17 protein-coding genes are annotated in these 23,858 nt (G+C 67.6%); 6 read left to right on the forward strand and 11 right to left on the reverse strand.

The window, feature by feature from the left end:
• Window positions 1–3 precede the first annotated feature (3 nt).
• The gene (locus AC3WL7_RS10155; RefSeq protein WP_492750181.1) at window positions 4–1,470 is read right to left on the reverse strand and encodes a T6SS phospholipase effector Tle1-like catalytic domain-containing protein; all 1,467 of its coding nucleotides are present in this window, start codon (window positions 1,468–1,470) and stop codon (window positions 4–6) included.
• Between the two features lie 227 nt (window positions 1,471–1,697).
• Between AC3WL7_RS10155 and AC3WL7_RS10160 the strand changes: the two genes are divergently transcribed.
• Window positions 1,698–2,951 (forward strand): zinc-dependent metalloprotease, encoded by a 1,254-nt coding sequence (locus AC3WL7_RS10160; protein WP_492750182.1) that lies wholly within the window; start codon window positions 1,698–1,700, stop codon window positions 2,949–2,951.
• An 84-nt stretch (window positions 2,952–3,035) separates the two neighbouring features.
• Here AC3WL7_RS10160 and lpxH read toward each other — a convergent pair whose 3' ends face one another.
• The 10 genes from lpxH to AC3WL7_RS10210 all read right to left on the reverse strand — a co-directional run bounded on the left by lpxH (window position 3,036) and on the right by AC3WL7_RS10210 (window position 19,843).
• Window positions 3,036–3,782, reverse strand: a complete 747-nt coding sequence (gene lpxH, locus AC3WL7_RS10165; RefSeq protein ID WP_492750183.1) for a UDP-2,3-diacylglucosamine diphosphatase — start codon at window positions 3,780–3,782, stop codon at window positions 3,036–3,038.
• A gap of 54 nt (window positions 3,783–3,836) precedes the next feature.
• Window positions 3,837–4,376, reverse strand: coding sequence for a phosphatase PAP2 family protein (locus AC3WL7_RS10170; protein ID WP_079220791.1), 540 nt, complete (start codon window positions 4,374–4,376; stop codon window positions 3,837–3,839).
• Window positions 4,357–5,502 carry a glycosyltransferase family 4 protein gene (locus tag AC3WL7_RS10175; protein WP_079220792.1) on the reverse strand — a complete coding sequence of 382 codons (1,146 nt, stop codon included), beginning with the start codon at window positions 5,500–5,502 and terminating at the stop codon, window positions 4,357–4,359. Before AC3WL7_RS10175 ends, AC3WL7_RS10170 begins: the two co-directional genes overlap by 20 nt.
• Before the next feature lie 123 nt (window positions 5,503–5,625).
• A complete protein-coding gene (locus AC3WL7_RS10180; protein WP_492750184.1) occupies window positions 5,626–8,577 on the reverse strand; it encodes a TonB-dependent receptor domain-containing protein in 2,952 nt (983 codons plus the stop codon).
• 326 nt (window positions 8,578–8,903) lie between these two features.
• Complete coding sequence (locus AC3WL7_RS10185) at window positions 8,904–11,822, reverse strand: TonB-dependent receptor domain-containing protein (RefSeq protein WP_492750185.1); 2,919 nt, start codon at window positions 11,820–11,822, stop codon at window positions 8,904–8,906.
• A 348-nt stretch (window positions 11,823–12,170) separates the two neighbouring features.
• Window positions 12,171–13,697: an exopolyphosphatase gene (gene ppx / locus AC3WL7_RS10190; protein WP_079220795.1), complete on the reverse strand. Its 1,527-nt coding sequence runs from the start codon at window positions 13,695–13,697 to the stop codon at window positions 12,171–12,173.
• 165 nt (window positions 13,698–13,862) lie between these two features.
• Complete coding sequence (gene ppk1, locus AC3WL7_RS10195; protein WP_108746042.1) at window positions 13,863–15,950, reverse strand: polyphosphate kinase 1; 2,088 nt, start codon at window positions 15,948–15,950, stop codon at window positions 13,863–13,865.
• 4 nt (window positions 15,951–15,954) lie between these two features.
• Complete coding sequence (gene phoR / locus AC3WL7_RS10200) at window positions 15,955–17,286, reverse strand: phosphate regulon sensor histidine kinase PhoR (protein WP_492750186.1); 1,332 nt, start codon at window positions 17,284–17,286, stop codon at window positions 15,955–15,957.
• 104 nt (window positions 17,287–17,390) lie between these two features.
• Entirely contained in the window at window positions 17,391–18,080 is a 690-nt protein-coding gene (gene phoB / locus AC3WL7_RS10205; protein ID WP_079220798.1) for a phosphate regulon transcriptional regulator PhoB, read from the reverse strand.
• Window positions 18,081–18,196: 116 nt separating this feature from the next.
• A complete protein-coding gene (locus AC3WL7_RS10210; protein ID WP_492750187.1) occupies window positions 18,197–19,843 on the reverse strand; it encodes a M48 family metalloprotease in 1,647 nt (548 codons plus the stop codon).
• Between the two features lie 142 nt (window positions 19,844–19,985).
• Between AC3WL7_RS10210 and grxC the strand changes: the two genes are divergently transcribed.
• The 5 genes from grxC (at window position 19,986) to AC3WL7_RS10235 (ending at window position 23,853) form a co-directional block, all read left to right on the forward strand.
• The gene (gene grxC / locus AC3WL7_RS10215; RefSeq protein ID WP_079225103.1) at window positions 19,986–20,276 is read left to right on the forward strand and encodes a glutaredoxin 3; all 291 of its coding nucleotides are present in this window, start codon (window positions 19,986–19,988) and stop codon (window positions 20,274–20,276) included.
• Window positions 20,273–20,665, forward strand: a complete 393-nt coding sequence (locus AC3WL7_RS10220; RefSeq protein ID WP_046986956.1) for a carboxymuconolactone decarboxylase family protein — start codon at window positions 20,273–20,275, stop codon at window positions 20,663–20,665. Before grxC ends, AC3WL7_RS10220 begins: the two co-directional genes overlap by 4 nt.
• A 312-nt stretch (window positions 20,666–20,977) precedes the next feature.
• Window positions 20,978–21,982, forward strand: coding sequence for an isocitrate dehydrogenase (locus tag AC3WL7_RS10225; protein ID WP_079220800.1), 1,005 nt, complete (start codon window positions 20,978–20,980; stop codon window positions 21,980–21,982).
• A 166-nt stretch (window positions 21,983–22,148) separates the two neighbouring features.
• Window positions 22,149–22,892: a cysteine hydrolase family protein gene (locus AC3WL7_RS10230; RefSeq protein ID WP_492750188.1), complete on the forward strand. Its 744-nt coding sequence runs from the start codon at window positions 22,149–22,151 to the stop codon at window positions 22,890–22,892.
• Between the two features lie 52 nt (window positions 22,893–22,944).
• Window positions 22,945–23,853: a LysR family transcriptional regulator gene (locus AC3WL7_RS10235; RefSeq protein WP_492750189.1), complete on the forward strand. Its 909-nt coding sequence runs from the start codon at window positions 22,945–22,947 to the stop codon at window positions 23,851–23,853.
• The last annotated feature ends 5 nt before the right edge of the window (window positions 23,854–23,858 follow it).

Raw genomic sequence — 23,858 nt, forward strand, 5'->3', positions numbered from 1 at the left:
GCGTCACGCGTTGGGCAACACCACGCGCTTGCCGTCCACCGTCGGCCGGTTGATGTAGAACAGGCCGGGCCCGGGCCGGTACGGCAACTCGCTCACGCCGGCATCGGCCGCGTAGGTCAGCGCGGTGTCGCCCAGTGCATCGAAGTTCCAGTGCGCCGACTGCATCAGGTAGCGGCGGCGCAGCAGTGCTTCCTGGGTCGGGGTCAGTGCCTGTCCCTCCAGCAAGCGCCGTGCGATCGGCTGCAGGTTGGCAGGCAGCGCCCAGTCCGCCACGTCGGCCGCCGCGGCCGTCCACTGCACGCCGGCTTCGCTGGCCTGCCGCTGCATCACCTGCAGGCCGATCAGCTGGTAGCGCCAGTCGATGGGCCGGCGCAGCACCACCGCTGCGGTCACGTACAGCACGGGGCTCAGCAGTACGCTGCGGCTGCCGGCACGGCGCTGCTGCTGCCACTGGTGCCAGACATCCACCCACACCTCTTTCTCGTCCAGGCCCAGCTGCTGCCGCCAGCGTTCGGCATCGGCCTGCGCTTCGGCGTAGACCGTGGTCGCCTGCAGCTGCGCCAGTGAGGGCGTCTGGTAGTCGGGCACCGGTGGGCGTCGCAGCTGCTGCCGGTGCGGCCGGCTCAGCAGTTTCGGCCCTTCCTCGGTCTGGTCGTAGCCGCCGCCGATGTTGGCATGCACGCCGGGCAGCACGATCTCGGCATGCGTCGGTGCCACCGTGGTCAGCGGATAGTGCTGGCGGTGTTCATCGCGGGCCACCAGCTGCACCACGCGGCCGGCGATGCCGGCAGGCAGGGCCAGCTGCGGCCGCTCATCGGCACGGCCACCGCTGACCGCCACCACGGTGTCGAACAGGCCGATGAAGCGCAGCGCCGGGCGCTGTACCGCGAAATCCACCGCGCACACGAGGCCCGCCTGCTGCAGCAGCTGTCGCCAGCGCGCGCCGTCCCAGCCGTGCAGCTGGTTGGCGACATCGCGTGCGGCGGCCGCGCCACGCGAGTAGCCGAACAGGTCCACCTGCACGCTGTGCAGCGGGGTACGCCGCTGCGCGGCAAGCGCGGCCAGGGCCGCCGGCAGCAGCACCTGCAGCGCGCGCTGGACCTTGGCGCGCACGCCGCTGGCACCCGCGCCGAAGGCCAGCCCGATCAGGTCGTCCTCGGCGTCATCGCGGGTGCCGACACCTTCGATGTAGATCGCCAGCGACGCACCGACGCCGGGCGTGCGCCGGCTGTCCGGGTACAGCTGGTACAGCCGCGTGATGTTGGTGGTGCCGTTGTCGTAGCTGCTGGTCAGCCGGCTCTGGTAAGTCGAGTCATCGTCGGCGCGCAGCAGGGCAGGGCGTGGCTGCGGCGACTGCGGCCGGCCGCGCGCGAGGTTGTGCGCATTGTTGCGGGTGCCGTCGAAGAACAGGCCAATGCGCAGCACGCCGGGATCGGCGTACGCATCTGCCTGGTGCTGTCCTGGTGCCATGTGCGTTTCCCGTCGTGGCCGCGTCACGGTGGCGCGAACGCCATGTGTTGGCGAAGTGTACTGGCGTTTTTGACCTGCCTGAACGCCGAGGCCGTGGATCACAGATCCGGATGCCGACGCCTGTCCTCTATTGAATTCACATGCGCTGGACAGGCCGAATGGCCAGACCCGGCAAACCGGGTCGTGATGCATCAAGGCTGTCCACCTCACTTCCAGGAGCGACCAGAATGATGTCCAGATCGATGGGTAGAACGGCGGTTGGCGTGTTGTTGGGCCTTTCGGTGGCGGCGGCGGCCAGTGCCGCGCCGTTGTTTGAACCGGTGACCATCCTCAGCCGTGCTTCGGCCGGCAGCGATCCCGCACTGGCCCGGCTGCTGTCCACGCCGTCCACGGCCACGGTACAGGAAGTGCGCATCGACGCGGCTGCCACCGCGCAGCCGCAGCTGGAATTCGAACTGCTGGGGCAGAAGGTGCAGGCGATCCGCAGCAGGGTCGAGGCGCTGCCTGACGGTGGCAGCATCTGGTACGGGCAGATCCGCACGCCGTCGGACCGCCTGCAGAAGGCGACCTCCAATGGCCAGGACGATCCGGGCAATTCACTGATCGTGGTGCGCTCGGGCAACACGCTCACCGGCTCGATCCGCAAGGACGGCAAGCTGTACCGGCTGCGCCCGCTGGGCGATCGCCACATCCTGGTGGCGGTGGATGAAACGCGGATGCCTGCCGACCACCCGGCCGACTACAACCAGCTGCCGAAGATTCCGATGGCGGACCAGGATCGCATCGGCATCGCCCAGGCATCGTCGGGCACGCCCGCGACCATCCGCGTGCTGGTGGTGGCCACCAATGCCGCCGTGGCGGCCTATGGCGGCAACATGCAATCGCTGGTGCAGCTGGCGGTGGCCGAATCCAACCAGGGGTATGCCAACAGCAATGTCGGCATCACCATGCAGCTGGCCGGGTATGAAACCACCAGCTATACCGAGTCGGGCAACTTCACCACCGACCTGGCCCGTTTCCGCACGACCAGTGACGGCTACATGGACAGCATCCATGCCAGCCGCAACAGCACGACGGCCGATGTCGGCGTCCTGCTGATCAACAACACCAGCTACTGCGGCCTGGCGTCGGGCATCGGCTCGACGGCGGCCACGGCGTTCGCAGCGGTGTACTGGGACTGCGCGACCGGGTACTACTCCTTCGCCCACGAGATCGGCCACCTGCAGAGTGCCCGGCATGACATCGCCAACGATCCGAGCACCTCGCCGTATGCCTTCGGCCACGGCTACCGCTACGAGCCGGCCACTGGTACCGGCTGGCGCACGATCATGGCCTATGACTGCACCCGCGGCTGCCCGCGCCTGAACTACTGGTCCAACCCGAACATCAGCTACAACGGCATTCCGATGGGCATTGCCAGTTCAGCCGACAACCAGCGCGTGCTGGTCACCACCAAGCACACGGTGGCCGGCTTCCGCTGAGGCAGGAAACGGGTAGATGCCAACCTCGGTTGGCACACGCGGAAGGAAGGCGCCGACCTCGGCCGGCGCCTTCCTGGCACGCCATCATTCGCGCTTGAGCGAATCCAGGCGCCAGCCGTCGGCATCCACGCGCAGCACCGAACCCTGTTCGTACCAGTCGCCCAGCACGATGCGGGTGCAGCTGCGGCCACCGGCCTGCAGCGTGTGGATGGCCGGGCGGTGGGTGTGGCCGTGGATCATCGTGTCCACGCCGTGGCGCACGAAGGTGGCCTCGACTTCGGCCGGGGCCACGTCGGTCACCGTCTCGAACTGCGCGCGGTCACCCTGTTTCATTTCCGACTGGCGTGCCTGGCTGGCATCGCGCGCCTTCTGCGCGAACGCAATGCGTGCGGCCAACGGGTGCGACAGGAACTGGGCCTGGAACACCGGGTCGCGGGTCTGCGCGCGGAACTGCTGGTAGGGGATGTCGTCGGTGCACAGCAGGTCGCCGTGCTGCAGCATCACCGGGCGGCCGTACAGCTCGATCACGCACGGGTCGGGCAGGATGCGCAGGCCGGCGCGGCGCGCATAGTCCTCGCCCAGCAGGAAGTCTCGGTTGCCGCGCATGAAGAACACCGGCACGCCGCTGTCGGACAGCACCTTCAGCGCATCGGCCACCGCATCGGCGGCCGGCGAGGGCGTGTCATCGCCGATCCAGGCTTCGAACAGATCGCCGAGGATGTACAGCGCGTCCGCGCCGGGCGCGTCCTCGCGCAGGAAGCGCAGGAACAGGTCGGTGATGGCTGGACGGCTGGGGTCCAGGTGCAGATCGGAAATGAACAGCGTCGTCATGCAGGCATTCTAGGGCATCGGCTCGCCGGGCATGGCCTGGCGGGCGCGACCGCGTCAAACCGGCAGCGGCAGCCAGGCCAGGCTGGCCGAGGCCAGCAGCGCGGCGATGCCGGTGGCCGCCAGCACGTCGCTGGGGTAGTGCAGGCCCAGCACCACGCGCGACAGGCCGACGCCGAAGGTGAACGGCACCAGCAGCGGCGCCAGCCACGGGTAGTACGCCAGCGCCACGATGGTGAAGGACACCGCATGCAGGGTGTGGCCGGAGGGGAAGCTGAACTCGTCCAGCGGTGCCACCCAGGCGCGGATGCGCAGGTCGGCCGCATATGGCCGCGGGCGCCGGGTCCAGCGCTTCAGGCCCTTGTAGAGCAGCAGTGCGGCCAGGCCGGTGGCGGCCATGTGCACCGATGCGCGCAGGCCGTCGAAACCATCGACCAGAACCAGCGCGCCCATCAGCACGTACCAGAAGACACCATCACCCAGGCGGCTGATGATCGAGAACAGGCGACGCACGCGGCGGCGCCGGCAGTAGTGGTTGGCCCGGCGGCACAGCCGCGCTTCGCGGCCAGCCAGTCCTTCAAGCGGCGTTGTGCGCATGTCCGGTCCTCCGTGCCTGGGCCAGTTCGGCCAGCAGCGTTTCGAATTCGGCCACCACCTGCTGCGGGTGCAGGCGCTTCATCGCGCGGGCGGCGTTGCTGCCCAGCTCGCGGCGCAGCGCATCGTCGCTGGCCAGCTGCACGGCCGCTTCGATGAACTGTTCGTCGGTGTCCACGGCGGCCCCGTTCTCGCCGTTGCGCAGGTACTCGCGCGCAGCGCCGTAGTCGAAGGCCACGGTGGCCAGGCCGCAGGCCATGCTTTCAAGGGTCACGTTGCCGAACGTCTCGCTGCGGCTGGGGAACAGGAACAGGTCGCCGCTGGCGAAATGTCGGGCCAGGGCGTCGCCGCGCTGGATGCCGCAGAAAATGAAATCGGGATTCTCGTGGGCCAGCTTCTCCCGTGCCGGGCCGTCGCCGACCCACACGAAGCGTGCCTTCGGCCGCACCTGCTGCAGGCGGCGGAATGCCTTAACTGCCAGCCCGAGGTTCTTCTCGGCGGCGATGCGGCCCACGTAGATGGCGACCAGTCCGTTGCCGTCCACGCCCCATTCCTCGCGCAATGCGGGATCGCGCCGGCTGGGATCGAACTGCTGGCTGTCCACCGCGCGCGCCAGCAGGCGTACGCGCTCGAAGCCCTGGTCGGTGAGGAAGTGCTGCAGTTCGCGGGTCGGCACCAGGGTGGCATCGGCCTGGTTGTGGAAGCGGCGCATCCAGCGCATCGCTGCCGTCTGCAGCCAGGCCACACCGTAGTCGGGCAGGTATTCGTCGAAGCGGGTGTGGAAGCCGGTCGCCACCGGAATGCCGAGGCGGCGGGCGGTGCGCAGCGCCGACCAGCCCAGCGGGCCTTCGGTGGCGATGTACACCGCGTCAGGCCGCTGCTTCTGCCAGTGGCGGCCCAGGCGGATCGGCGCAGGCAGGCCGAAGCGCAGGCCCGGGTAGCGGGGCAGGGCGGCGCCCGGCACCAGCAGCGTGCCGGGCGCCGATTCCAGTGCTTCACTGGCCTGTCGTGGACGGATCAGGTCGACCTCATGGCCGGCCGCACGCAGTCCCAGTTCCAGGCCCTGCACGGTGAGTGCGACGCCGTTGACTTCCGGCGGATAGGTCTCGGTGACAATGGCATGGCGCATGGCGGGCCTCCGGTTTTCCGGCATGCTCGGGCCTGCCCATGTAGTGCCTGTTACCGCTTTGCGACCGTCGGATGACGGCCGCGCCGTACGCAGAAGCACGGCCCCGAAGGGCCGTGCCGTGGATCAGAAGCGCTGCTGGTACTTCATGTAGATGAAGCGGCCGATGTCGTAGCCGCCGTAGTAGGAGAAGTTCGCGCTCGGCTGGGTGTACATGATCGGGCCGTACTTCTCGAACACGTTGTTCGCACCCAGCGATACCGTGGCGTCCCACGGCAGGCTGTAGCGCACCTGCACATCGTGGAAGGTGGTCGAGCCGCGGCGGTTGTAGTTGCGCACGCCGCTGTACCACGGGGCCTGCTGGCCCGGGTGCGAGCATTCGTCGGCATGCAGGCGCGGGCTGAAGCACTGTTCCTTCACTGCCGAGTAGTAGCGCACGCCCCAGTTGATGCCGAAATTGCCACGCTCCCAGTCCAGCGACAGGTTGGAGCGGGTGCGGAAGCCGATCCCGCCCGCGCTGGCCAGGCCGTTGCCGGGTGTTGGCACCACGCCGGCGTCATTGGTGCTGCGTTCCAGCGACGACACCACGTAGGTGCTCTTCCAGTCGGTGCGCAGGGTGCCCCAGTCGGTTTCCCAGCGATGGCTCAGTTCCAGGTCATAGCCTTGCGTTTCGCGGAAGCCGCTGTTGCGCACGCCGTACTTCAGCTGGTTGACGATGCCCAGCGCCGGGTCGCGGGTGAAGCCGGCGCAGCGCTCGGCGATGCCCAGTTCATAGCAGTCGCGCAGCATGTCGTTGGGATGGTCGGCCACGATGGTGTCGTCGATGCGGATCTTCCACCAGTCCAGCGCGATGTTCAGGCCGGGCGCGAAGCCCGGGCTCCAGACCACGCCCAGGGTGCGGCTGGTTGCGGTTTCCGGCTGCAGGTCGGGGTTGGAGCCATTGGTGAACGGCAGCGGGGTCTGGCCACTGCTGCTTTCAATGGGCACGTTGCCCTGGCCCAGCTGGCGGTAGCTGTCGGCATTGGCGATGTCGGCCGCGCAGCGCGCACGCACCTCCGGGCTGCTAGCCGCCGCGCCGTACACGGTATCGCAGGGGTCGCGGAAGCCCGTGGTGAAGGTCTGCGAGCCGCCGCCATAGAGGTTGGCGATGGTGGGCGAACGGAAGCCCTGCGCCCAGGTGCCGCGCAGCAGGACCTGTTCGATCGGCCTCCAGGTGAAGCCGAATTTGCTGTTGAGGGTGTCGCCGAAGGTGCTGTAGTCCGAATAGCGGGTGGCCGCACTGACGGTGAGCTCGTGCGCCGCGGGCAGGTCGCGCAGCAGCGGCACGCTCAGCTCCAGGTACGCTTCGTCCACGCGGTAGCCGCCGCCGGTCGGCCCTGCGGCGAGGTTGGTGGTGGCGCCGGTCTGGGCCAGCGGATCGGGAATGAAACGGCCATCCTCGCGGCGGCTCTCCACGCCGACGGCCATGCCCAGGTCGCCGGCCGGCAGGGTCAGCACGGTGCCACTTACCGTGGCGAACAGGTTGCGGCTGGTGGTGCGGCCACGGCTGATCTCCTCGGGGAACAGCCAGTCCATCAGTGCCGGGTTGCCGGTCAGGCCATTGGGGTCGTGCTGGCCATAGGGCACCAGTGGGTTCCACGGCATGCAGCCTGCGATCGGCGCACCCGGTGTGCCGCATTCGACCTTGCCGGTGGCGGCGTTGTAGAACGAAGGGCCGGTGGCGTCTTCGACGCGCTGTTTGTGCAGATTGCCGGTCGCGCGCTGGGTCAGTTCGCTGCGGTTGTACTGGTAGCCCGCTTCCCAGTCGAAGCCGTGCGCGCCCAGCTCGAAGCTGCCCTCGAAGGCGGCCACGCCCTGCCAGGTGGTGAGGTCGCTGACGCTCACGCGAGGGACTTCCCAGAGGCGCCGGTTCCAGTTCACGTCGCTGGGAGCCTGGTAACCGTGGTGGCTGCCAAACGGATTGAACCAGCTGTCCTTCGACATCGGGTTGATGCCCGCGGCGCCGGACTGGAACGGATAGCCGGCGATCTGCCGGGTCGTCTCGCGTCGGTTGTAGGCCAGCTGGGTGTTGAAGTGCAGCGCATCGGTCAGCGCGACGCGGCCATCGACGAAGATCGAATCACGCTTGATCGGTGTCTGCACGTGCATCTGCTGGTTGGTGTTGCTGACATCGCCGGTGAACGGCGTGTCGTCGCTCAGGTGGACGCTGTCGGGGCCACCGGGCGCCACGCCACGATCCAGCGAGTAGCTGCAGCCGCGGCTGTTGCTGCAACCCGGGCCATTGAAGCCGGTGATGCGGCCCCACTGGCCCACCGTGGTCCAGCCATCGGCAGGATGGCGGTCGGTGTTGGTGTAGGCGCTGAACCAGCGGTCGCGCGCCCAGACGCCTTTCTCCTCGACGTGTTCGGCAGCGAAGCTGATCGAGGCGCGGTCGTTGGACCAGCCGCCCACCACGTCGTACTGCGTGCGGTCGCCATCGCCCTGGCTGTACTGGCCCTGGTAGAGGCTGGCGTTGATGCCCTCGACGTTGCGGCGGGTGATGATGTTGACCACGCCGGCCATCGCATCGGACCCGTAGATGGCCGATGCGCCATCCTTGAGCACTTCCATGCGTTCGACGGCGGCGGCGGGCAGGGTGGAAATGTCCTGCAGCCCGCCGGTGGTCATGCCCATGCGCTTGCCGTTGACCAGCACCAGGGTGCGCTGCGCGCCCAGCCCGCGCATGTCCACGAAGCTGCCGCCGGCCGACTCGCCTGCTGACAACGGACTGGCGCGGCTGGCGGCGGGGCTGCCCATCGCGGTCAGGTTCTGCAGGATATCGGCCACCGAGTTGAAGCCCTGCCGTTCGATGTCGGCGCGGCTGATGGTCAATACGGGCTGTGCGGTTTCCAGATCGACCTGGCGGATGCGCGAACCGGTGATCTCGATACGGTCCAGCGTGGTCGGGGCGTGGGAATTCTGGGCCAGTCCGGCCGTGGCGGCGGAATCCTGCGCCAGTGCGGGCAGGGCGGCCGCGGTGCCGGCGGTGGCCAGCGCGCAGCGGATCGCCCAACCCAACGGGGAGGTGCTCGGCGTCATGCGGTTTCTCTCTCTGATGTGCGGAAACGGACGCCCGAAGCGCGGGCTTGTCCGGCCGCCACGACCTGCGTCGCGACGGCACGCCACTAACGCGCAGCGTTCAAATTCCGTAAAGGCAGAAAGCGACCGGTGGCTGCATCTGCGCTGTCGTATTCCGCGTTACCTGCGGAGGTTCAAGAACTTGTGTGCGTTGCAGTGCAGAACGAGAGAGCGCCTGAAGACGCCACGCCATCGCTTTGGCGCGGCCGCCTTCTGTTCATTAGCGACAAAAAAAACCACGGCCCCGAAGGGCCGTGGTTGTTCAACAGATGCGGCGGCGCGATGGATCAGAAGCGCTGCTGGTACTTCATGTACACAAAGCGGCCGATGTCATAGCCACCGTAGTAGGAGAACACCGAGTTCGGCTTGCTGTACATGTTCGGGCCGTACTTCTCGAACACATTGTTGGCACCGACCGAAACGGTGGCATCCCACGGCAGGTTGTAACGGAACTGCACGTCGTGGAAGGTGACCGAGCCGCGCTCGTTGTAGTTGCGCGAACCCGGGTACCAGGGGGCACGCACGCCCGGATCGGAGCATTCGTCCGCGTGCTTGACCGCGTCCAGGCACTGTTCCTTCACGCCGGAGTAGTAACGCGCGGTCCAGCTGATACCGAAGTCGCCCAGATCCCAGCCCAGGGTCAGGTTCGAGCGGACGCGGAAACCGCTGACGGTGTTGGTGGCGATGCCGTTGATCGGCGTCGGCACCACTTTGCCGTCGTTGGTCGAGCGGAAGACGTTGGAGCTGACGTAGGTGGTCGACCAGTTGGTGGAGAAGGTACCCATCGAGTCGGTTGCCAGACGATGGGTCAGGTCCATGTCGTAACCTTCGGTTTCCAGGAAACCGGCGTTGCGATTGCCGTAGGTCAGCTTGTTGACGATGCCCAGCGCCGGATCACGGGTGAACTGCAGGCAGCGGGTGTCGATGCCCTGCTCGTAGCAGTCGATCAGGATCTGGTTCGGGCTGTCGGCGATGATGGTGTTGTCGATGCGGATCTTCCACCAGTCCAGCGAGACGTTGAAGTTCTGGATGAACTGCGGGCTCCACACAACGCCCAGCGTCTTGCTCTTGGAGGTCTCCGGCTGGAGGTTCGGGTTCGAGCCGTTGGTGAACGGCACCGGCGTCTGGTCAGTACTGCTGGTGATCGGTACCAGGCCCTGCTTCAGCTGGCGGTAGGTATCGGCGTTGGCGATGTCGCGAGCGCAACGTGCGCGTACTGCTGCGCTGTCCTTGGACGGGCCGTAGACGGTATCGCAGGGATCGGCGTAGCCGGTGGTGAAGGTCTCCGAACCGCCGCCGTACAGATCGTTGATGGTCGGGGCGCGGAAGCCCTCCGCCCAGGTGCCGCGGACCAGCAGCTGGTCGATCGGACGCCACTTGAAGCCGAACTTGCTGTTCAGCGTGTTGCCGAAGGTGTCGTAGTCGGAGAAGCGCGTAGCGGCGTTGAAGCTCAGTTCCTTGGCGCCCGGCAGGTCCGCCAGGACCGGGACGTTGAGCTCCAGGTAGGCTTCCTTCACCTTGTAACCACCACCGGTCGGGCCAGCGGCCAGGTTGGTGGTGGCGCCGGTCTGGGCCAGCGCGTCGGGAATGAACTCACCGGTTTCCTTGCGGTTTTCCAGGCCGAACGCAAAGCCCAGGTCACCGGCCGGCAGAGTGACGATGCTGCCGGCGATGGAGGCGAAGAAGTTCTTGCCAACGGTCTTGCCGGTGGAATTCTCAGCCGGCATCAGGTAGTCGATCAGGGCCTGGTTGCCGGTCAGACCGTAAGGATCAACCACGCCTGCAGCGATCAGCGGATTCCAGACCATGCAGTTGGCGATCGGCGCAGCGGCAGTACCGCATTCGACCTTGCCGGTGGCCGCGTTGTAGTACGACGGGCCGACGGCATCCTTGACGCGCTGCTTGTGCAGGTTGCCGGTGGCGTGCTGGCGCAGCTCGTTCTTGTTGTACTGGTAGCCCACTTCCCAGTCGAAGTAGCGTTCGCCGATATCGAACGAGCCGCCGAAGGCGGCCACGGCGCGATAGGTCTTCAGCGAGCTGTCGCTGACGCGCGGCACTTCCCAGGTGCGGTGGTTCCACGCCACGGCGGTCGGGGTGGCATAGCCGTGCTGGCTGCCGAACGGGTTGAAGTAGCTGTTGACCGACATCGCACCGATACCAGCGGTGGACGACTGCAGCGGATAGCCGGCGATCTGGCGGCTGGAATCACGCTTGTTGTAGCCCAGCTGCGTGCTGAAGTGGATCGAATCGGTGATGTTCACGCGGCCATCGACGAACACCGAGTCCCGCTTCAGCGGATAGTTCAGGTGCATCTGCTGGTTGGTGTTGCTGACGTCGCCGTCGGGGGCACTGGCGTTGGTGATGTGGTAGTTGGCCGGGTTCAGCGGATCGCTGCCGCGGTTGAGCGAGTAGCCACAACCTGCAGCGGCACAACCCGGGCCCTTCAGGCCGGTGATCTGGCCGTACTGGCTGACCGTGGTCCAGGCTTCGGTCGGGTGGCGGTCGGTATTGCCGAAGGCGCTGAACCCGCGGTCCTTGGCCCACACGGCCTTTTCTTCGGAATGCTCCGCAGAAATGGTGATCGAGGCACGGTCGTTGGACCAGCCGGCGACCACGTCGAAGCGGTCACGGGCGCCGTCACCCTGGCTGTACTGGCCGTGGTAGACGTTGGCGGTCACGCCGTTTGCATCATGGCGGGTAATGATGTTGACCACGCCGGCCATGGCGTCCGAACCGTAGATGGCCGAGGCGCCATCCTTCAGGACTTCGATGCGCTCCACCGCCGACACCGGCAGGGTCGACACGTCCTGGTAGCCGGAGGTGCTGATGCCCAGGCGCTTGCCGTTGACCAGCACCAGGGTGCGCTGAGCGCCCAGGTTGCGCATGTCGATGTAGGTACCACCCGCATTTTCGCCCGCGCTGAGCACATTGGCGCGGCTGATCGCAGGGCTGCCCATGGCGGTGACGTTCTGCAGGATGTCCGACACCGAGCTGAAGCCCTGGCGCTCGATATCGGTGCGCGAGATCGCCAGCACCGGGTTCGCGTTCTCCACGTCGACCTGGCGGATGCGCGAGCCCGTGATTTCGATGCGGTCCAGGGTCGTAGGGGCGCCGTCCTGGGCGAATGCAGGCAGCGCAATCGTTGCGGTGCCGACGATCAGGGCGTGGCGGATCGCCTTGCCCAGCACGGTGGTGCGTGAAGTCATCGCGTCTCTCTCTCTCAGAAGCTTCGGGTGCAGGGCCAAAGGAGCCCCGGCAAATGTCGGCTCGCATCAAAGCGATTGAGCCGGCGACTTCGATTTATTCTCGTTCGTTAACGGGATGTAAAGGGGTTGCAGCAAAATATGTCGAAAGTTGTCGGCTGAATTTCATCTAAATTTAATAAAAGCAAGGCCTTAGCGTCATGGTGAAATCGCCAGATTCGGCACAGTGTCGAAGCCTGAACGCCCGTTCATTTTCCAGAATGCGCAAACGCGCACGCGAAAACGGCCCCGTTAGGGGCCGTCGTCAGGGCAGGCAGCGGCGGCTGGCCGGGGGGCTCCCGGCAGCGCGGATCAGGCCACGAAGGGGCGGAACTGGATGCCCAGCCCGGCCAGCCCCTCCGTCTCGCCGATCAGGTCGGCGCGCAGCAGCGGCCGCGGGTCGATGAACGCCTGCGGCACGATCAGCGACAGGCGGGTGTCGTCGGCGGTCAGTTCAAGCGCCGGCAGCGGCGCGTCTTCATGCGCGCGGTTGAGCAGCACGGCCAGCCGCAGCAGGGCGGTCAGGCGGCGCGCGGTCAGCAGCAGGCGCTCAGGCAGGGCATCGAAGGCCGACTTGCCCACGCTGCGCCGATGGCTGCGCACCAGTGCGGCCAGCATCTGCTGTTCCTGCCGCGAGAAACCGGCGATGTCGGAGTTCTCCAGCACATAGCTGCCGTGCACGTGGTAACCGCTGTGGGCGATCATCAGGCCCAGCTCGTGCAGGCGCGCGGCCCAGCCGAGCATGCGGGCGTCGTCGGCATCCAGTTTCCAGCGCTCCTGCACCTGCTCCAGCAGCGACAGGGCGGTGTCCTGCACGCGGTCGGCCTGCACGGTGTCGATGCCATAGCGCTGGGTCAGCGCCGCCACCGACTCGTCGCGCGGATCGTTCTCGCCGGCGCGGCCGACGATGTCATACAGGATGCCTTCGCGCATGGCTGCCTTGCTGACCAGCAGCTTCTCCAGGCCCAGGGCCTGGAAGGCGGCTTCCAGCACCAGGATGCCACCGGCGATGATCGGGCGGCGGTCGGCGGACAGGCCGGGCAGCACGATGTCGTCGATCTTCTTGGCCTTCAGCAGTTCGTCGCGCAGCTGCGGCAGGGCCTCGGCGGTGATCGCGCCCTTGCTCAGCTTCATCGTGGCGCAGATTTCGCTGATTGCCTTGTGCGTGCCGGACGAGCCAAGGGCTTCCTGCCAGCCCAGCGCGCGGTACTTGCTGGCAAACGGCTGGAACTCACGGCCGATCTCGGCCAGTGCGTCCTTCCAGCGCTTGCGGCTGAGCTTGCCGCCGGGGAAGAAGCGGCGCGTGCTGGCAATGCAGCCGGCCTGCAGGCTTTCGCGCTCCAGCGTCTGCATGCCCTTGCCGATGATGAATTCGGTGGAGCCGCCACCGATGTCGATCACCAGGCGGCGCTGGTCGGCCTTGGGCGGCTGTGCATGGGCCACGCCGAGGTAGATCAGTCGCGCTTCTTCACGGCCGCTGACCACTTCGATGGCGTGGCCCAGCGCGGTTTCAGCCGGCACCAGGAAGGATTGCGGCGAACGCAGCTGGCGCACGGTGTTGGTGGCCAGGGCGCGCACGCGGTGCGGGGGCACGTTGCGGATGCGCTGGCCGAAGCGGGCCAGGCATTCCAGCGCACGCTGCCGTGCGGCGCTGGACAGGCCGCCCTTGCCATCCAGGCCATCGGCCATGCGTACCGTTTCGCGCAGGCGGTCGATGACCCGCAACTGGCCGAGCGTGTAGCGCGCGATGACCATGTGGAAGCTGTTGGAGCCAAGGTCGATGGCGGCCAGCAGGTCGCCATCCTGCAATGCGGGCGGAGTCGTGGTGGTATGCGGCATGGACGAATGTTAGCCGAAGGGGCGGTGTGCTCGTCACCGCATCGCCTTCACATTTTGTAGGGGGAGTTCCGCGGGGGGCGGAGTGGGCCGCTGCCGTTGGTGGGTGCCGACCGTTGGTCGGCACTGCTCGTGTCCCGACCCACGGTCGGGACCCACCGGGGCGGCCTACAGGCCCTGCATCAACGCCATCTGGGCCGAATGCGGCGCTTCGTCGTGGGCCGGGGTGCGCTTGTGGTAGATGCCCTCGGCATCCAGCTCCCAGGCGTTGAGGTTGTCGTCCAGGTAGTTCTGCAGCACTTCGCGGTACACGCGCTTGGCCAGATCCGGGTCGAGGATCGGGAAGCAGGTCTCGACCCGGCGCAGCAGGTTGCGTTCCAGCCAGTCGGCGCTGGCGCAGTACAGCTCCGGCGCACCGTCGTTGCCGAACCAGTACACGCGGCTGTGTTCCAGGAAGCGGCCGACGATCGAGCGCACGCGGATGTTGTCCGAGACGCCAGGCACGCCCGGGCGCAGGGTGCAGGCGCCGCGGATGATCAGGTCGATCTGCACCCCGGCCTGCGAGGCGGCGTACAGCGCACGGATCACCTGCGGCTCGTTCAGTGCGTTCATCTTGGCGATGATGCGCGCCGGGCGGCCGGCAGCGGCGATGCGCGTCTCGCGTTCAATGCGCGCGAGGATGCCGGTGTGCAGGGTGAACGGCGACTGCAGCAGGCGCTTGAGCTTCATCTTCGAGGCCAGCCCGGACAGCTGCTGGAACAGCAGGTGCACGTCATTGCCGATGTCCGCATCGGCGGTGATCAGGCTGATGTCGGTGTACGCGCGGGCGGTGCCGCTGTGGTAGTTGCCGGTGCCCAGGTGCACGTAGCGGCGCAGCTTGCGGCCTTCGCGGCGCACGATCAGCAGCATCTTGGCGTGGGTCTTGAACCCGACCACGCCATACACCACCTGCACGCCGGCTTCCTGCAGGCGGTCGGCCAGGCCCAGGTTGGCTTCTTCGTCGAAGCGCGCGCGCAGCTCGACCACCACCGTCACGTCCTTGCCGTTGCGTGCGGCCTGGATCAGCGCATCGACAATCAGCGAATCCTTGCCGGTGCGGTACAGGGTCTGCTTGATGGCCAGCACGTTCGGGTCCACCGCCGCCTGCTTGATCAGGTCCAGCACGGCGGTGAAGGCATCGAAGGGATGGTGCAGCAGCAGGTCCTGGCGCCGGGTGATCTCGAAGATGCCGTCGCTGTCGCGCAGCGTGCGCGGGTTCATCGGCGGGTACTTCAGGTCCGGCTGCGGCACCAGGTCGTACAGCTGGATGATGCGGTTGAGGTTGACCGGGCCATCGATGCGGTACACCGCGTTTTCGGTCAGGCCGAAGTTCTGCAGCAGGGTGCGCACGATGTCCTTCGGCGTGTCCTCGGCGATCTCCAGGCGCACCGCCGGCCGGTAGCCGCGGTCGACCAGTTCATCGCGCAGGGCCAGGGCCAGGTTCTCCACTTCTTCCTCGTCCACCACCAGCTCGGAATTGCGGGTGACGCGGAACTGGTAGGCCCCCTGGACTTCCATGCCGGGGAACAGCTCGTCGACGAACGCCGACAGCACCGAGGACAGGAACACGAAGTTCTGCCCGCCGCCCAGGCTTTCCGGCAGCTGGATGATGCGTGGCAGCGAACGCGGCGCGCGCACGATGGCCAGGTGGCCGGCGCGGCCGAACGCATCGGTGCCCTTCAGCACGACGACGATGTTCAGCGACTTGTTGAGGATCTTCGGGAACGGATGCACCGGGTCCAGGCCCAGCGGCGACAGCACCGGCATGATCTCGTTGCGGAAGTACGCGCGCAGCCAGCGCTTCTGCCGGTGGTTCCAGGAATGGCGGCCGAGCACGCCGATGCCGGCCTCGGCCAGCGCCGGGCGCAGCGTCTCGTTCCAGCAGCGGTACTGCTGGTCCACCAGTTCGGCGGCGCGGTCGTGGATGGCGTTGAGAATGGCCTGCGGGCTCATGCCGTCCGGGGCCGGCGGCAGGCCGAATTCCTGCGCGTGGCGCACGGCGGCGGCGCGGATCTCGAAGAACTCGTCCAGGTTGGTGCAGGAGATGCACATGAAGCGCAGGCGCTCCAGCAACGGCACTTGCGGATCCATCGCCTGTGCCAGCACGCGGAAGTTGAAATCCAGCTGGGACAGTTCGCGGTTGATGTAGAGCGCCGGGTCACGCAGTGGATCGTTGTCCGGGCTCACGGGGAGGGGGAGGGATCCGAGGCTGCTCATGGCTTCATTCTTCGATGGAGGTCAGGGGGGCGGACTCGCGCGGGCGCACGTGGTCGGCATCGAAATGACAGGAGAACACCGAGCCCTTGCCCACTTCGCTTTCGATCTCCAGCCGTGCGTGGTGCAGGCCGAGGATGTGCTTGACGATGGACAGGCCCAGTCCGGTGCCACCGCTCTCGCGCGAGCGGCTGCTGGACACCCGGTAGAAACGTTCGGTCAGGCGCGGCAGGTGGGTGGCGGGAATGCCGTAGCCGCTGTCACGCACGGCCAGCACGACGCCGTCGCCTTCGCGGCGGAACTCCACGGCGATGCGGCCCTCGGCCGGGGTGTAGCGCACCGCGTTGGTGACCAGGTTGGAAAACGCGCTGTGCAGTTCCTTGGTGGAGCCCAGCAGGTCCACGCCGGCCAGGTCGTCGATGCTGATCTGGTGGCGGCCCTGGCTGTGCGCTTCGGCTTCGCGGCGCAGGGTGGCCAGCATCGGCTGCATCGCCACGGTCTCCGCTTCGCTGTGTTCCTGCGATTCCAGCCGCGACAGGGTCAGCAGGTCTTCCACCAGCTGGGCCATGCGCTGGCTCTGCTTGCGCATTTCTTCCAGCATCGGGCCGGTGCCGGGGAAGTCTTCCGGATCCATCATGTCCAGGTAGCCGTGCACCACGGTGAGCGGGGTGCGCAGTTCGTGGGAGACGTTGGCCACGAAGTCGCGGCGCACCTGTTCCAGGCGCAGCAGCTTGCTGACGTCGCGGGCGATCAGCAGCCAGTAATCGGAAGAATACGGAATCAGGCGCAGGTTCAGCCGGATTGCCGGATCCACCGGCGAAGGCACGTCCAGGATCGGTTCGGCATTGCGGCCGCCGGCCAGCCAGTGCGCCAGCGGCATCGGCTGCAGGCGCTCGACCAGGGCTTCGCCCAGATCGCCGGGATGATGCAGGCCGAGCAGGGCGGTGGCCGCTTCGTTGAACCACTGCACGCGCTGGCTGTTGCGGTCCAGCACCACCACTGCATCAGGCAGGGCCGCAGCAGCGGCGCGGTAACTGCGCAGCATGTCCAGAAGGCGGCGCTTGCGCACGCGCATTTCCACCTGGTTGCGGTACAGCAGGCGGTCCAGCTCGTTCCACACGCCGGACCCTTCCTCGGCGGTTTCCCAGCGCTGGCGCGCGGTCAGCCGGCGCAGCACGCGGCGCAGGCGCCAGTAATGCCAGGCCAGCGTGCCCAGTGCGGCCAGCGCGATGCACAGCCACAGGTGACCACTGAACCACCCGACCACGCCGGCCAGCACCAATACCGCTGCCACGGAGGCCAGCGTCTTCAACCAGGCGGAGCGGATGTGGCGGGGCATTGCGGTCTCGTCGTTGGAGGCGGCGGTTCACGCGGTGAACCGAGGGTTATAGCAGAGTTGCCGACACCGGCACCGGCAGGTGCGCGGTGCCGGCACGACGAGGCTCAGGTTGCGGTGGAGAAGCGGTAACCGGCGCCGCGCACGGTCTGCACCATGTTCTCGGCATTGAACGGCTCCAGCGTCTTGCGCAGGCGGCGGATGTGCACGTCGATGGTGCGTTCTTCCACGTACACGCTGCCGCCCCACACATGGTCCAGCAGCTGGGCGCGGGTGTAGACGCGCTCGGGGTGGGTCATGAAGAAGTGCAGCAGGCGGTATTCGGTCGGGCCGATCGGCACCGGCTGGTCGTTGGCGAACACGCGGTGGGCGGCGCCGTCGATGCGGATCGGGCCGACCGCCACGCTGCCGTCCTCGTCATCGTCACGGGCGCGGCGCATGACGGCGCGGATGCGGGCCAGCAGTTCGCGTGCCGAGAAGGGCTTGACCACATAGTCGTCGACACCGGCTTCGAGGCCGCCGACGCGGTCATTCTCTTCGCCGCGCGCGGTCAGCATGATGATCGGCACTTCGCGGGTCAGGGTTTCCTTGCGCCAGCGGCGGGCCAGGTCCAGGCCACTGGTGCCGGGCAGCATCCAGTCCAGCAGGATCAGGTCGGGGACGCGGTCGGCGATCGCGGTCTGGGCCTCGCGGGCATCGCCGGCGTGGACAGGTTCGTAATCGCCCTTGCGCAGGGCGAAGGCGACCATTTCGCGGATCGCGGGCTCGTCATCGACGATCAGGATGCGTTTCTGCACGAGGACACCGTAGGGCTCGGTTACTGGAGTGGTGCCAGTAGACTACGGTTTGATGACATGTTTGTGACTGCCTGGCCGGGATCGGCGCTGATTGCCATGCCCCGGTCATGCGGCGCTCAGCGCCGGTCCAGCTCCGGGTCCTGCACACCCTGGCGGCGCAGCTCCAGTACGGTCGGGGTGATCGTCTCGATGCGGGCGTCCACCCGCGCGCGGCCGACATAGTCCAGCTCGGGATTGCGCTTGAGCGCCTGCAGCTGCATCAGCGCCTGCTCCGGACGGCCGCCGAGGAAGGCCGCCTCGGCATAGGCCTCGCTGGCCCGCACGCTGTCCCCGGCCAGTTCGCTGGCGCGGGCGTAACGCTGCTGGAATACCGGATCGTTACCGCTTTGCGACAGCAGCGGCCGCAGCATCGCCTGCGAGCGCTGGCCGGCCTCGCGACCGCCCTGTTCATTCAGTATCTCGGCATAGGTCAGCGCCACCGGGCGGCTGTTGGGGTGCTCGCGCAGCATCTGTTCGAACCGCGCGTTGGCCTGGACCGGCTGGCCGGCACGGGATTCGGCTTCACCCAGGGCCAGGGCCACGAACAGGCTGTCCGGATGGGTCTGCAGCAGGCTGGCCAAGGCCTGCCGGGCCTGGTTGGCGCCGCTGCGGCCGCCGCGCATGGCAGCCAGGGCCTGGCCATAGCGCTGGGCGTCGGTCAGGCCATCCTTCTGGCGCCGGGCCAGGTCGGCGTACTCGCGCTCCAGATCCGGCGTGGTGTCGGCGCTGAGAACCCGCAGGCGCTCGCGGGCCCAGTCGAAATCACCGCTGGCGCCGCGGCTTAGCTGGCCGATCGGCAGGCGCAGCACGGTGCTGGGCAGCAGCGGATTGCTGCCACGCAGCAGCGGCTCGCCCAGGCTCGGGTCGGCCGGGTTCACCCGCTCCTTGCGCTCGCCGGTGGGGGTGCTGGTGGTCAGCAGCACAGTGTCCTTCTTCATCTGCTGGGCGCGCGCCTTGGCCTCGCTGATGCGGGTGGTGTTGACCGGGTGGGTCTGCAGGAAGTCCGGGGCCTGGTAGCCGCCGTCGTTGCCGCGCATGGCCGCCGACATCCGCTCGAAGAAGCCGGCCATGGCGTCCACGTCGTAGCCGCTGCGGGACAGGGTACGGATGCCCAGCCGGTCGGCCTCCGATTCGTTGGAGCGGGTGTAATTGATCTGCCGCTGCTGCATCAGGCCCATGCCCGAGCTGATCGCGGCCATGGTCGCGTTGCCGGAGGAGGTGCTGTTGCTGGCCTGGGCGGCGACCACTGCCGCCAGCATGCCCAGCAGGATCGGAATCTGGTCGCGCTGGGCGCGCTCGACCCCGCGCAGCACGTGCTGCTGGGTGACGTGGGCGATTTCGTGGGACAGCACCGCTGCCACCTCGTCCTCGCGCTCGGCGGTCAGCACCAGGCCGGCGTTGACCCCGATGTAGCCGCCCAGGGTCGCGAAGGCGTTGATCTGGCGGTCCTTCATGATGAAGAACGTATAGGGCTGGCGGGGCTGGTCGCTGTTGGAACCTAGGCGGGTACCCATGGTCTGCAGCCAGTCGTTGACCAGCGGGTCATCCAGCAGGTAGCCGTAGTTGCGCAGCTCGCGCAGCATCATCGCGCCGTACTCGGCCTGCCGTGCCGGGGTCAGCAGCTCGCCGGCCGACGAGCCGATGTCCGGCAGCTTCTCCTGGGCCTGGGCCAACGGCATGGCCAGGGCCAGGGTGACGGCGGTAGACAGCAGCAGGGCTCGCAAGCGGGAGGTCCTCGGGCAGGGCGCGCCAAGCGTGGCAGGGCAGGGGGCAACCATTCGTTAATCCACAGTGTTGCGGTCGTGGCGTGGAAATTCCAGCACACCGGTACCATATATGGACCGTCGATCCATCGTGGAGTTTCCCGTGACAGCCCAGCCCGCTGGCGGTTCGCCCGCCATCACCATCTATTCCACCGCCGTCTGCCCGTACTGCGTGGCCGCCAAGAACTTCCTCAAGAGCAAGGGCCAGCAGTGGACCGAGGTCCGCATCGACCTGGACCCGGTCGAGCGCGAGAAGATGATGTCCCTGACCCGCCGCACCAGCGTGCCGCAGATCTTCGTCGGTGACGTCCATGTCGGCGGCTACGACGACATGATGGCCCTGCATCGCGAAGGCAAGCTCGAGCCGCTGCTGGCCGGGCAGGGCCAGGCATGAGCGCGGCCGACGACGGCAGCAAGGACCGCATCGCCGAATTCACCGATTTCCGCAAGCGCATGAACGAGCGCATCCTGGGCGAGCCGAACCAGGTGGTGCGGCGCTTCTTCGCCCTGGACACGCAGACCTACCAGGCCGGCGCGCTGGACGTGAAGACCAAGGAACTGCTGGGCCTGGTGGCCTCGATGGTGCTGCGCTGCGACGACTGCATCAGCTACCACGTGGCCCAGTGCAAGGACGCCGGCGTGACCCGCGAGGAGTTCTTCGAGACCTTCTCGGTCGGCCTGGTGGTCGGCGGTTCCATCGTGATCCCGCACCTGCGCCGCGCGGTCGACTTCCTCGACCAGCTTGAAGGCGGCGCCGCCGCCCCGGAAGCGCACGAGCACTGAGGTAGCGCCGGCCGCTGGCCGGCGGACACCTGAACAAACGGCCGCCGGGCATGGCCCGGCGCTACCGGACGCGCGCAGGGGCCTTTACCGCGATCTATCAGCCCAGGAGCCCCTTCTTGTTGAAGGGGCGCGCCGACAGGCGGGGGTAGAGGAGGAATGCGCGGGCAATTCTGCCTGAGCCGGGGAGTGGGACCATGGTCTATTTGGGACCTCGGCCCCGGCTCAGGCATAATTGCGGGTGAAACTTCCTTAGCGCCGGCGTTTCCGGGCACGTCCGGACGGCGTATTCCCCCCTGTTCGGAACATCGATCAATGACGCAGAAAATTACGGTCATCCGCGGCGACGGCATCGGCCCGGAAATCATGGACGCCACCCTGTTCGTCCTCGACCAGCTCAACGCTGGCCTGGAGTACGAAGATGCGGACGCCGGCCTGGCGGCCCTGGAAAAGCACGGCGACCTGATGCCGGCGGTGACCCTGGAATCGATCGCGCGCAACAAGGTCGCGCTGAAGAGCCCGCTGACCACCCCGGTCGGTGGTGGCTTCACCTCGATCAACGTCAGCCTGCGCCGCCACTTCGACCTGTACGCCAACGTGCGTCCGGCCCACACCTTCCCGAACACCAAGTCGCGCTTCGACAAGGTCGACCTGATCACCGTTCGTGAGAACACCGAAGGTGCGTACCTGGCCGAAGGCCAGGAAGTCTCGGCTGACGGCGAGACCGCCTTCTCCGGCACCCGCATCACCCGCAAGGGCTCCGAGCGCATCGTGCGCTACGCCTTCGAGCTGGCACGCAGCGTCGGCCGCAAGAAGGTCACCGCCGTGCACAAGGCCAACATCATCAAGTCGACCTCGGGCCTGTTCCTGAACGTCGCCCGTGAAGTGGCCGCGCAGTACCCGGAGATCGAGTTCCAGGAAATGATCGTCGACAACTGCTGCATGCAGCTGGTGATGCGTCCGGAACAGTTCGACGTGATCGTCACCACCAACCTGTTCGGCGACATCATCTCCGACCTGTGCGCCGGCCTCGTCGGCGGCCTGGGCCTGGCTCCGGGTGCCAACATCGGCAAGGACGCGGCGATCTTCGAAGCCGTGCACGGCACCGCGCCGGACATCGCCGGCCAGGGCAAGGCCAATCCGTGCGCGCTGCTGCTGGCGGCCGCACAGATGCTGGACCATATCGGCCAGCCGGAAAACGCCGAGCGCCTGCGCAAGGCCATCGTGGCCACCATGGAAGCCAAGGATTCGCTGACCGGCGACCTCGGCGGCACCGGGACCACCATGAGCTTCGCCCAGGCCATCGCCAGCCGCCTGTAAGCGGCCGGCCAACCTCGGTTGATCCACAGCGGGGCGCCTTCGGGCGCCCCGTTGCGTTTATGGGCAGCGGTGCGTTTCCCGCACAGATCATGTGCCCGGAGGCGGCTGGTTCGTGCGCCATCCGCTCCGCATCCTGTGCCTGCTTCCCACCGCACAGGAGTTGCCCATGAACCTTTCCGCCTTCGGCCTGGCCAGCCTGATCGGCATGGCCGCCACCGCACCGGTCGCCGCCGCCGAGCCGGCCCATCCCACCATCCGCCACATGGCCGGTGCCCCCTCGACCACATCTCTCGATGCGGCGAAGACCGCGCTGCTGGTCATCGATTTCCAGAACGAATACTTCGATGCCAGCGCCGCGCCGGGCTTCGCCGGTGGCCGCATGGTCATTCCCGATGGCGTGGCTGCACTGCACCAGGCCGCGCGCGTGGTGCAGTTCGCCGACGCCCATGGCATCCGGGTGATCCACGTACAGCACGTGCTGCCGGCCGGCGCGCCGCTGTTCGCGCAGGACAGCGTCAATGCCGCCTTCCATCGCGATCTGCAGCCGCGCCAGGGCGAGACGGTGGTGCAGAAGGACAATGTCAGCGTGTTCGCCGGGGCTTCGGCCACCGTGCTCGACACGGTGCTGCAGGACGCCGGCATCGATACCTTGATCGTCACCGGCCTGCAGACCCATGCCTGCGTGGTGGGTGCAGCGCGCGATGCCGCTGCGGCGCCGCGCGGTTACCGGGTGATCGTGGCCGGCGATGCCACCGCCAGCCGCGACCTGGATCTGGCCGGCGGCCAGCGCATCGGTCATCGCGCGCTGCACGAAGCATCGCTGGCACAGATCGAAGATGCCTTTGGTGAGGTCATCAGCACCGAGGCGCTGCTGGCGCTGCCGGTGCGCAGGGCCGGCGACGGCGCTTGATAAGCTGGCGGGGCCCGCAGATCGCGGGCTCCGCTACCGGGAGCTGCCCTCGATGGATCACTTCGCCGCCCTGCGCGCGCTGCGCACCATCGTCGAAGCGGGCAGTTTCACCGCCGCCGCCGAGCGCCTGGGCACCACCCATTCGGCGATGTCGCGGCAGCTGCGGCAACTGGAAGAACACCTGCAGGTGCGCCTGCTCGACCGCAACAGCCGCCGCCTGTCGCTGACGGAAGCCGGGCGTGACTACTACCGCGATGCCGTGGGCCTGCTTGATTGCCTGCAGGCCGCCGATGACCGCGCGCGTGCTGGGCAGGCCGAGCCCAGTGGCCGCCTGCGCATCAGCGTGCCGCAGGTGGTGGCCAGCCAGGAACTGCCGCACTGGCTGCCCGGTTTCCTCGCCCGCTACCCGCAGGTCTCGCTGGACCTGTCCGCCGACGATCAGCTGGTCGACGTGGTCGGCGGTGGCTTCGACCTGGCCCTGCGCATTGCGCCGTCACTGCCGGACAGCCAGCTGGTGGCGCGCGAGCTGGCCCGTTGCCCGCGCATCCTGGTTGCGGCACCGGCCTATGTGGCCCGGCACGGCCTGCCGCGGCAGGCGGCGGACCTGCAGCAGCACACGCTGCTGGGCTTCAGCCCGACCGCCGCCAGTGCGCCGTGGCAGCTGCAGGGTCCGCGCGGTGCCAGCGCCAGCATCGAGGCCGGCCAGCGCCTGCGCGTTGATGCCACGCCGGCCTTGCACGCAGCGGTGATGGCCGGCATGGGCATCAGCCTGTTCACGGCGTTGACCGTGCAGGAGGACCTGCGCGCCGGCCGCCTGATCCGCGTGCTGCCGGCCTGGAATGCCGGCCAGCGCTGCTACTTCGCGCTGTACCCGCATGCCCGTGCACTCGCACCGAAAGTGCGCGCGCTGGTCGATCACCTGGCGGCGCACTACGCTGCATGGACGGGCGCGGCAGAGTAGCCACG

The organism is Stenotrophomonas sp. FW305-3-2-15-E-LB1 (genome assembly GCF_058787375.1).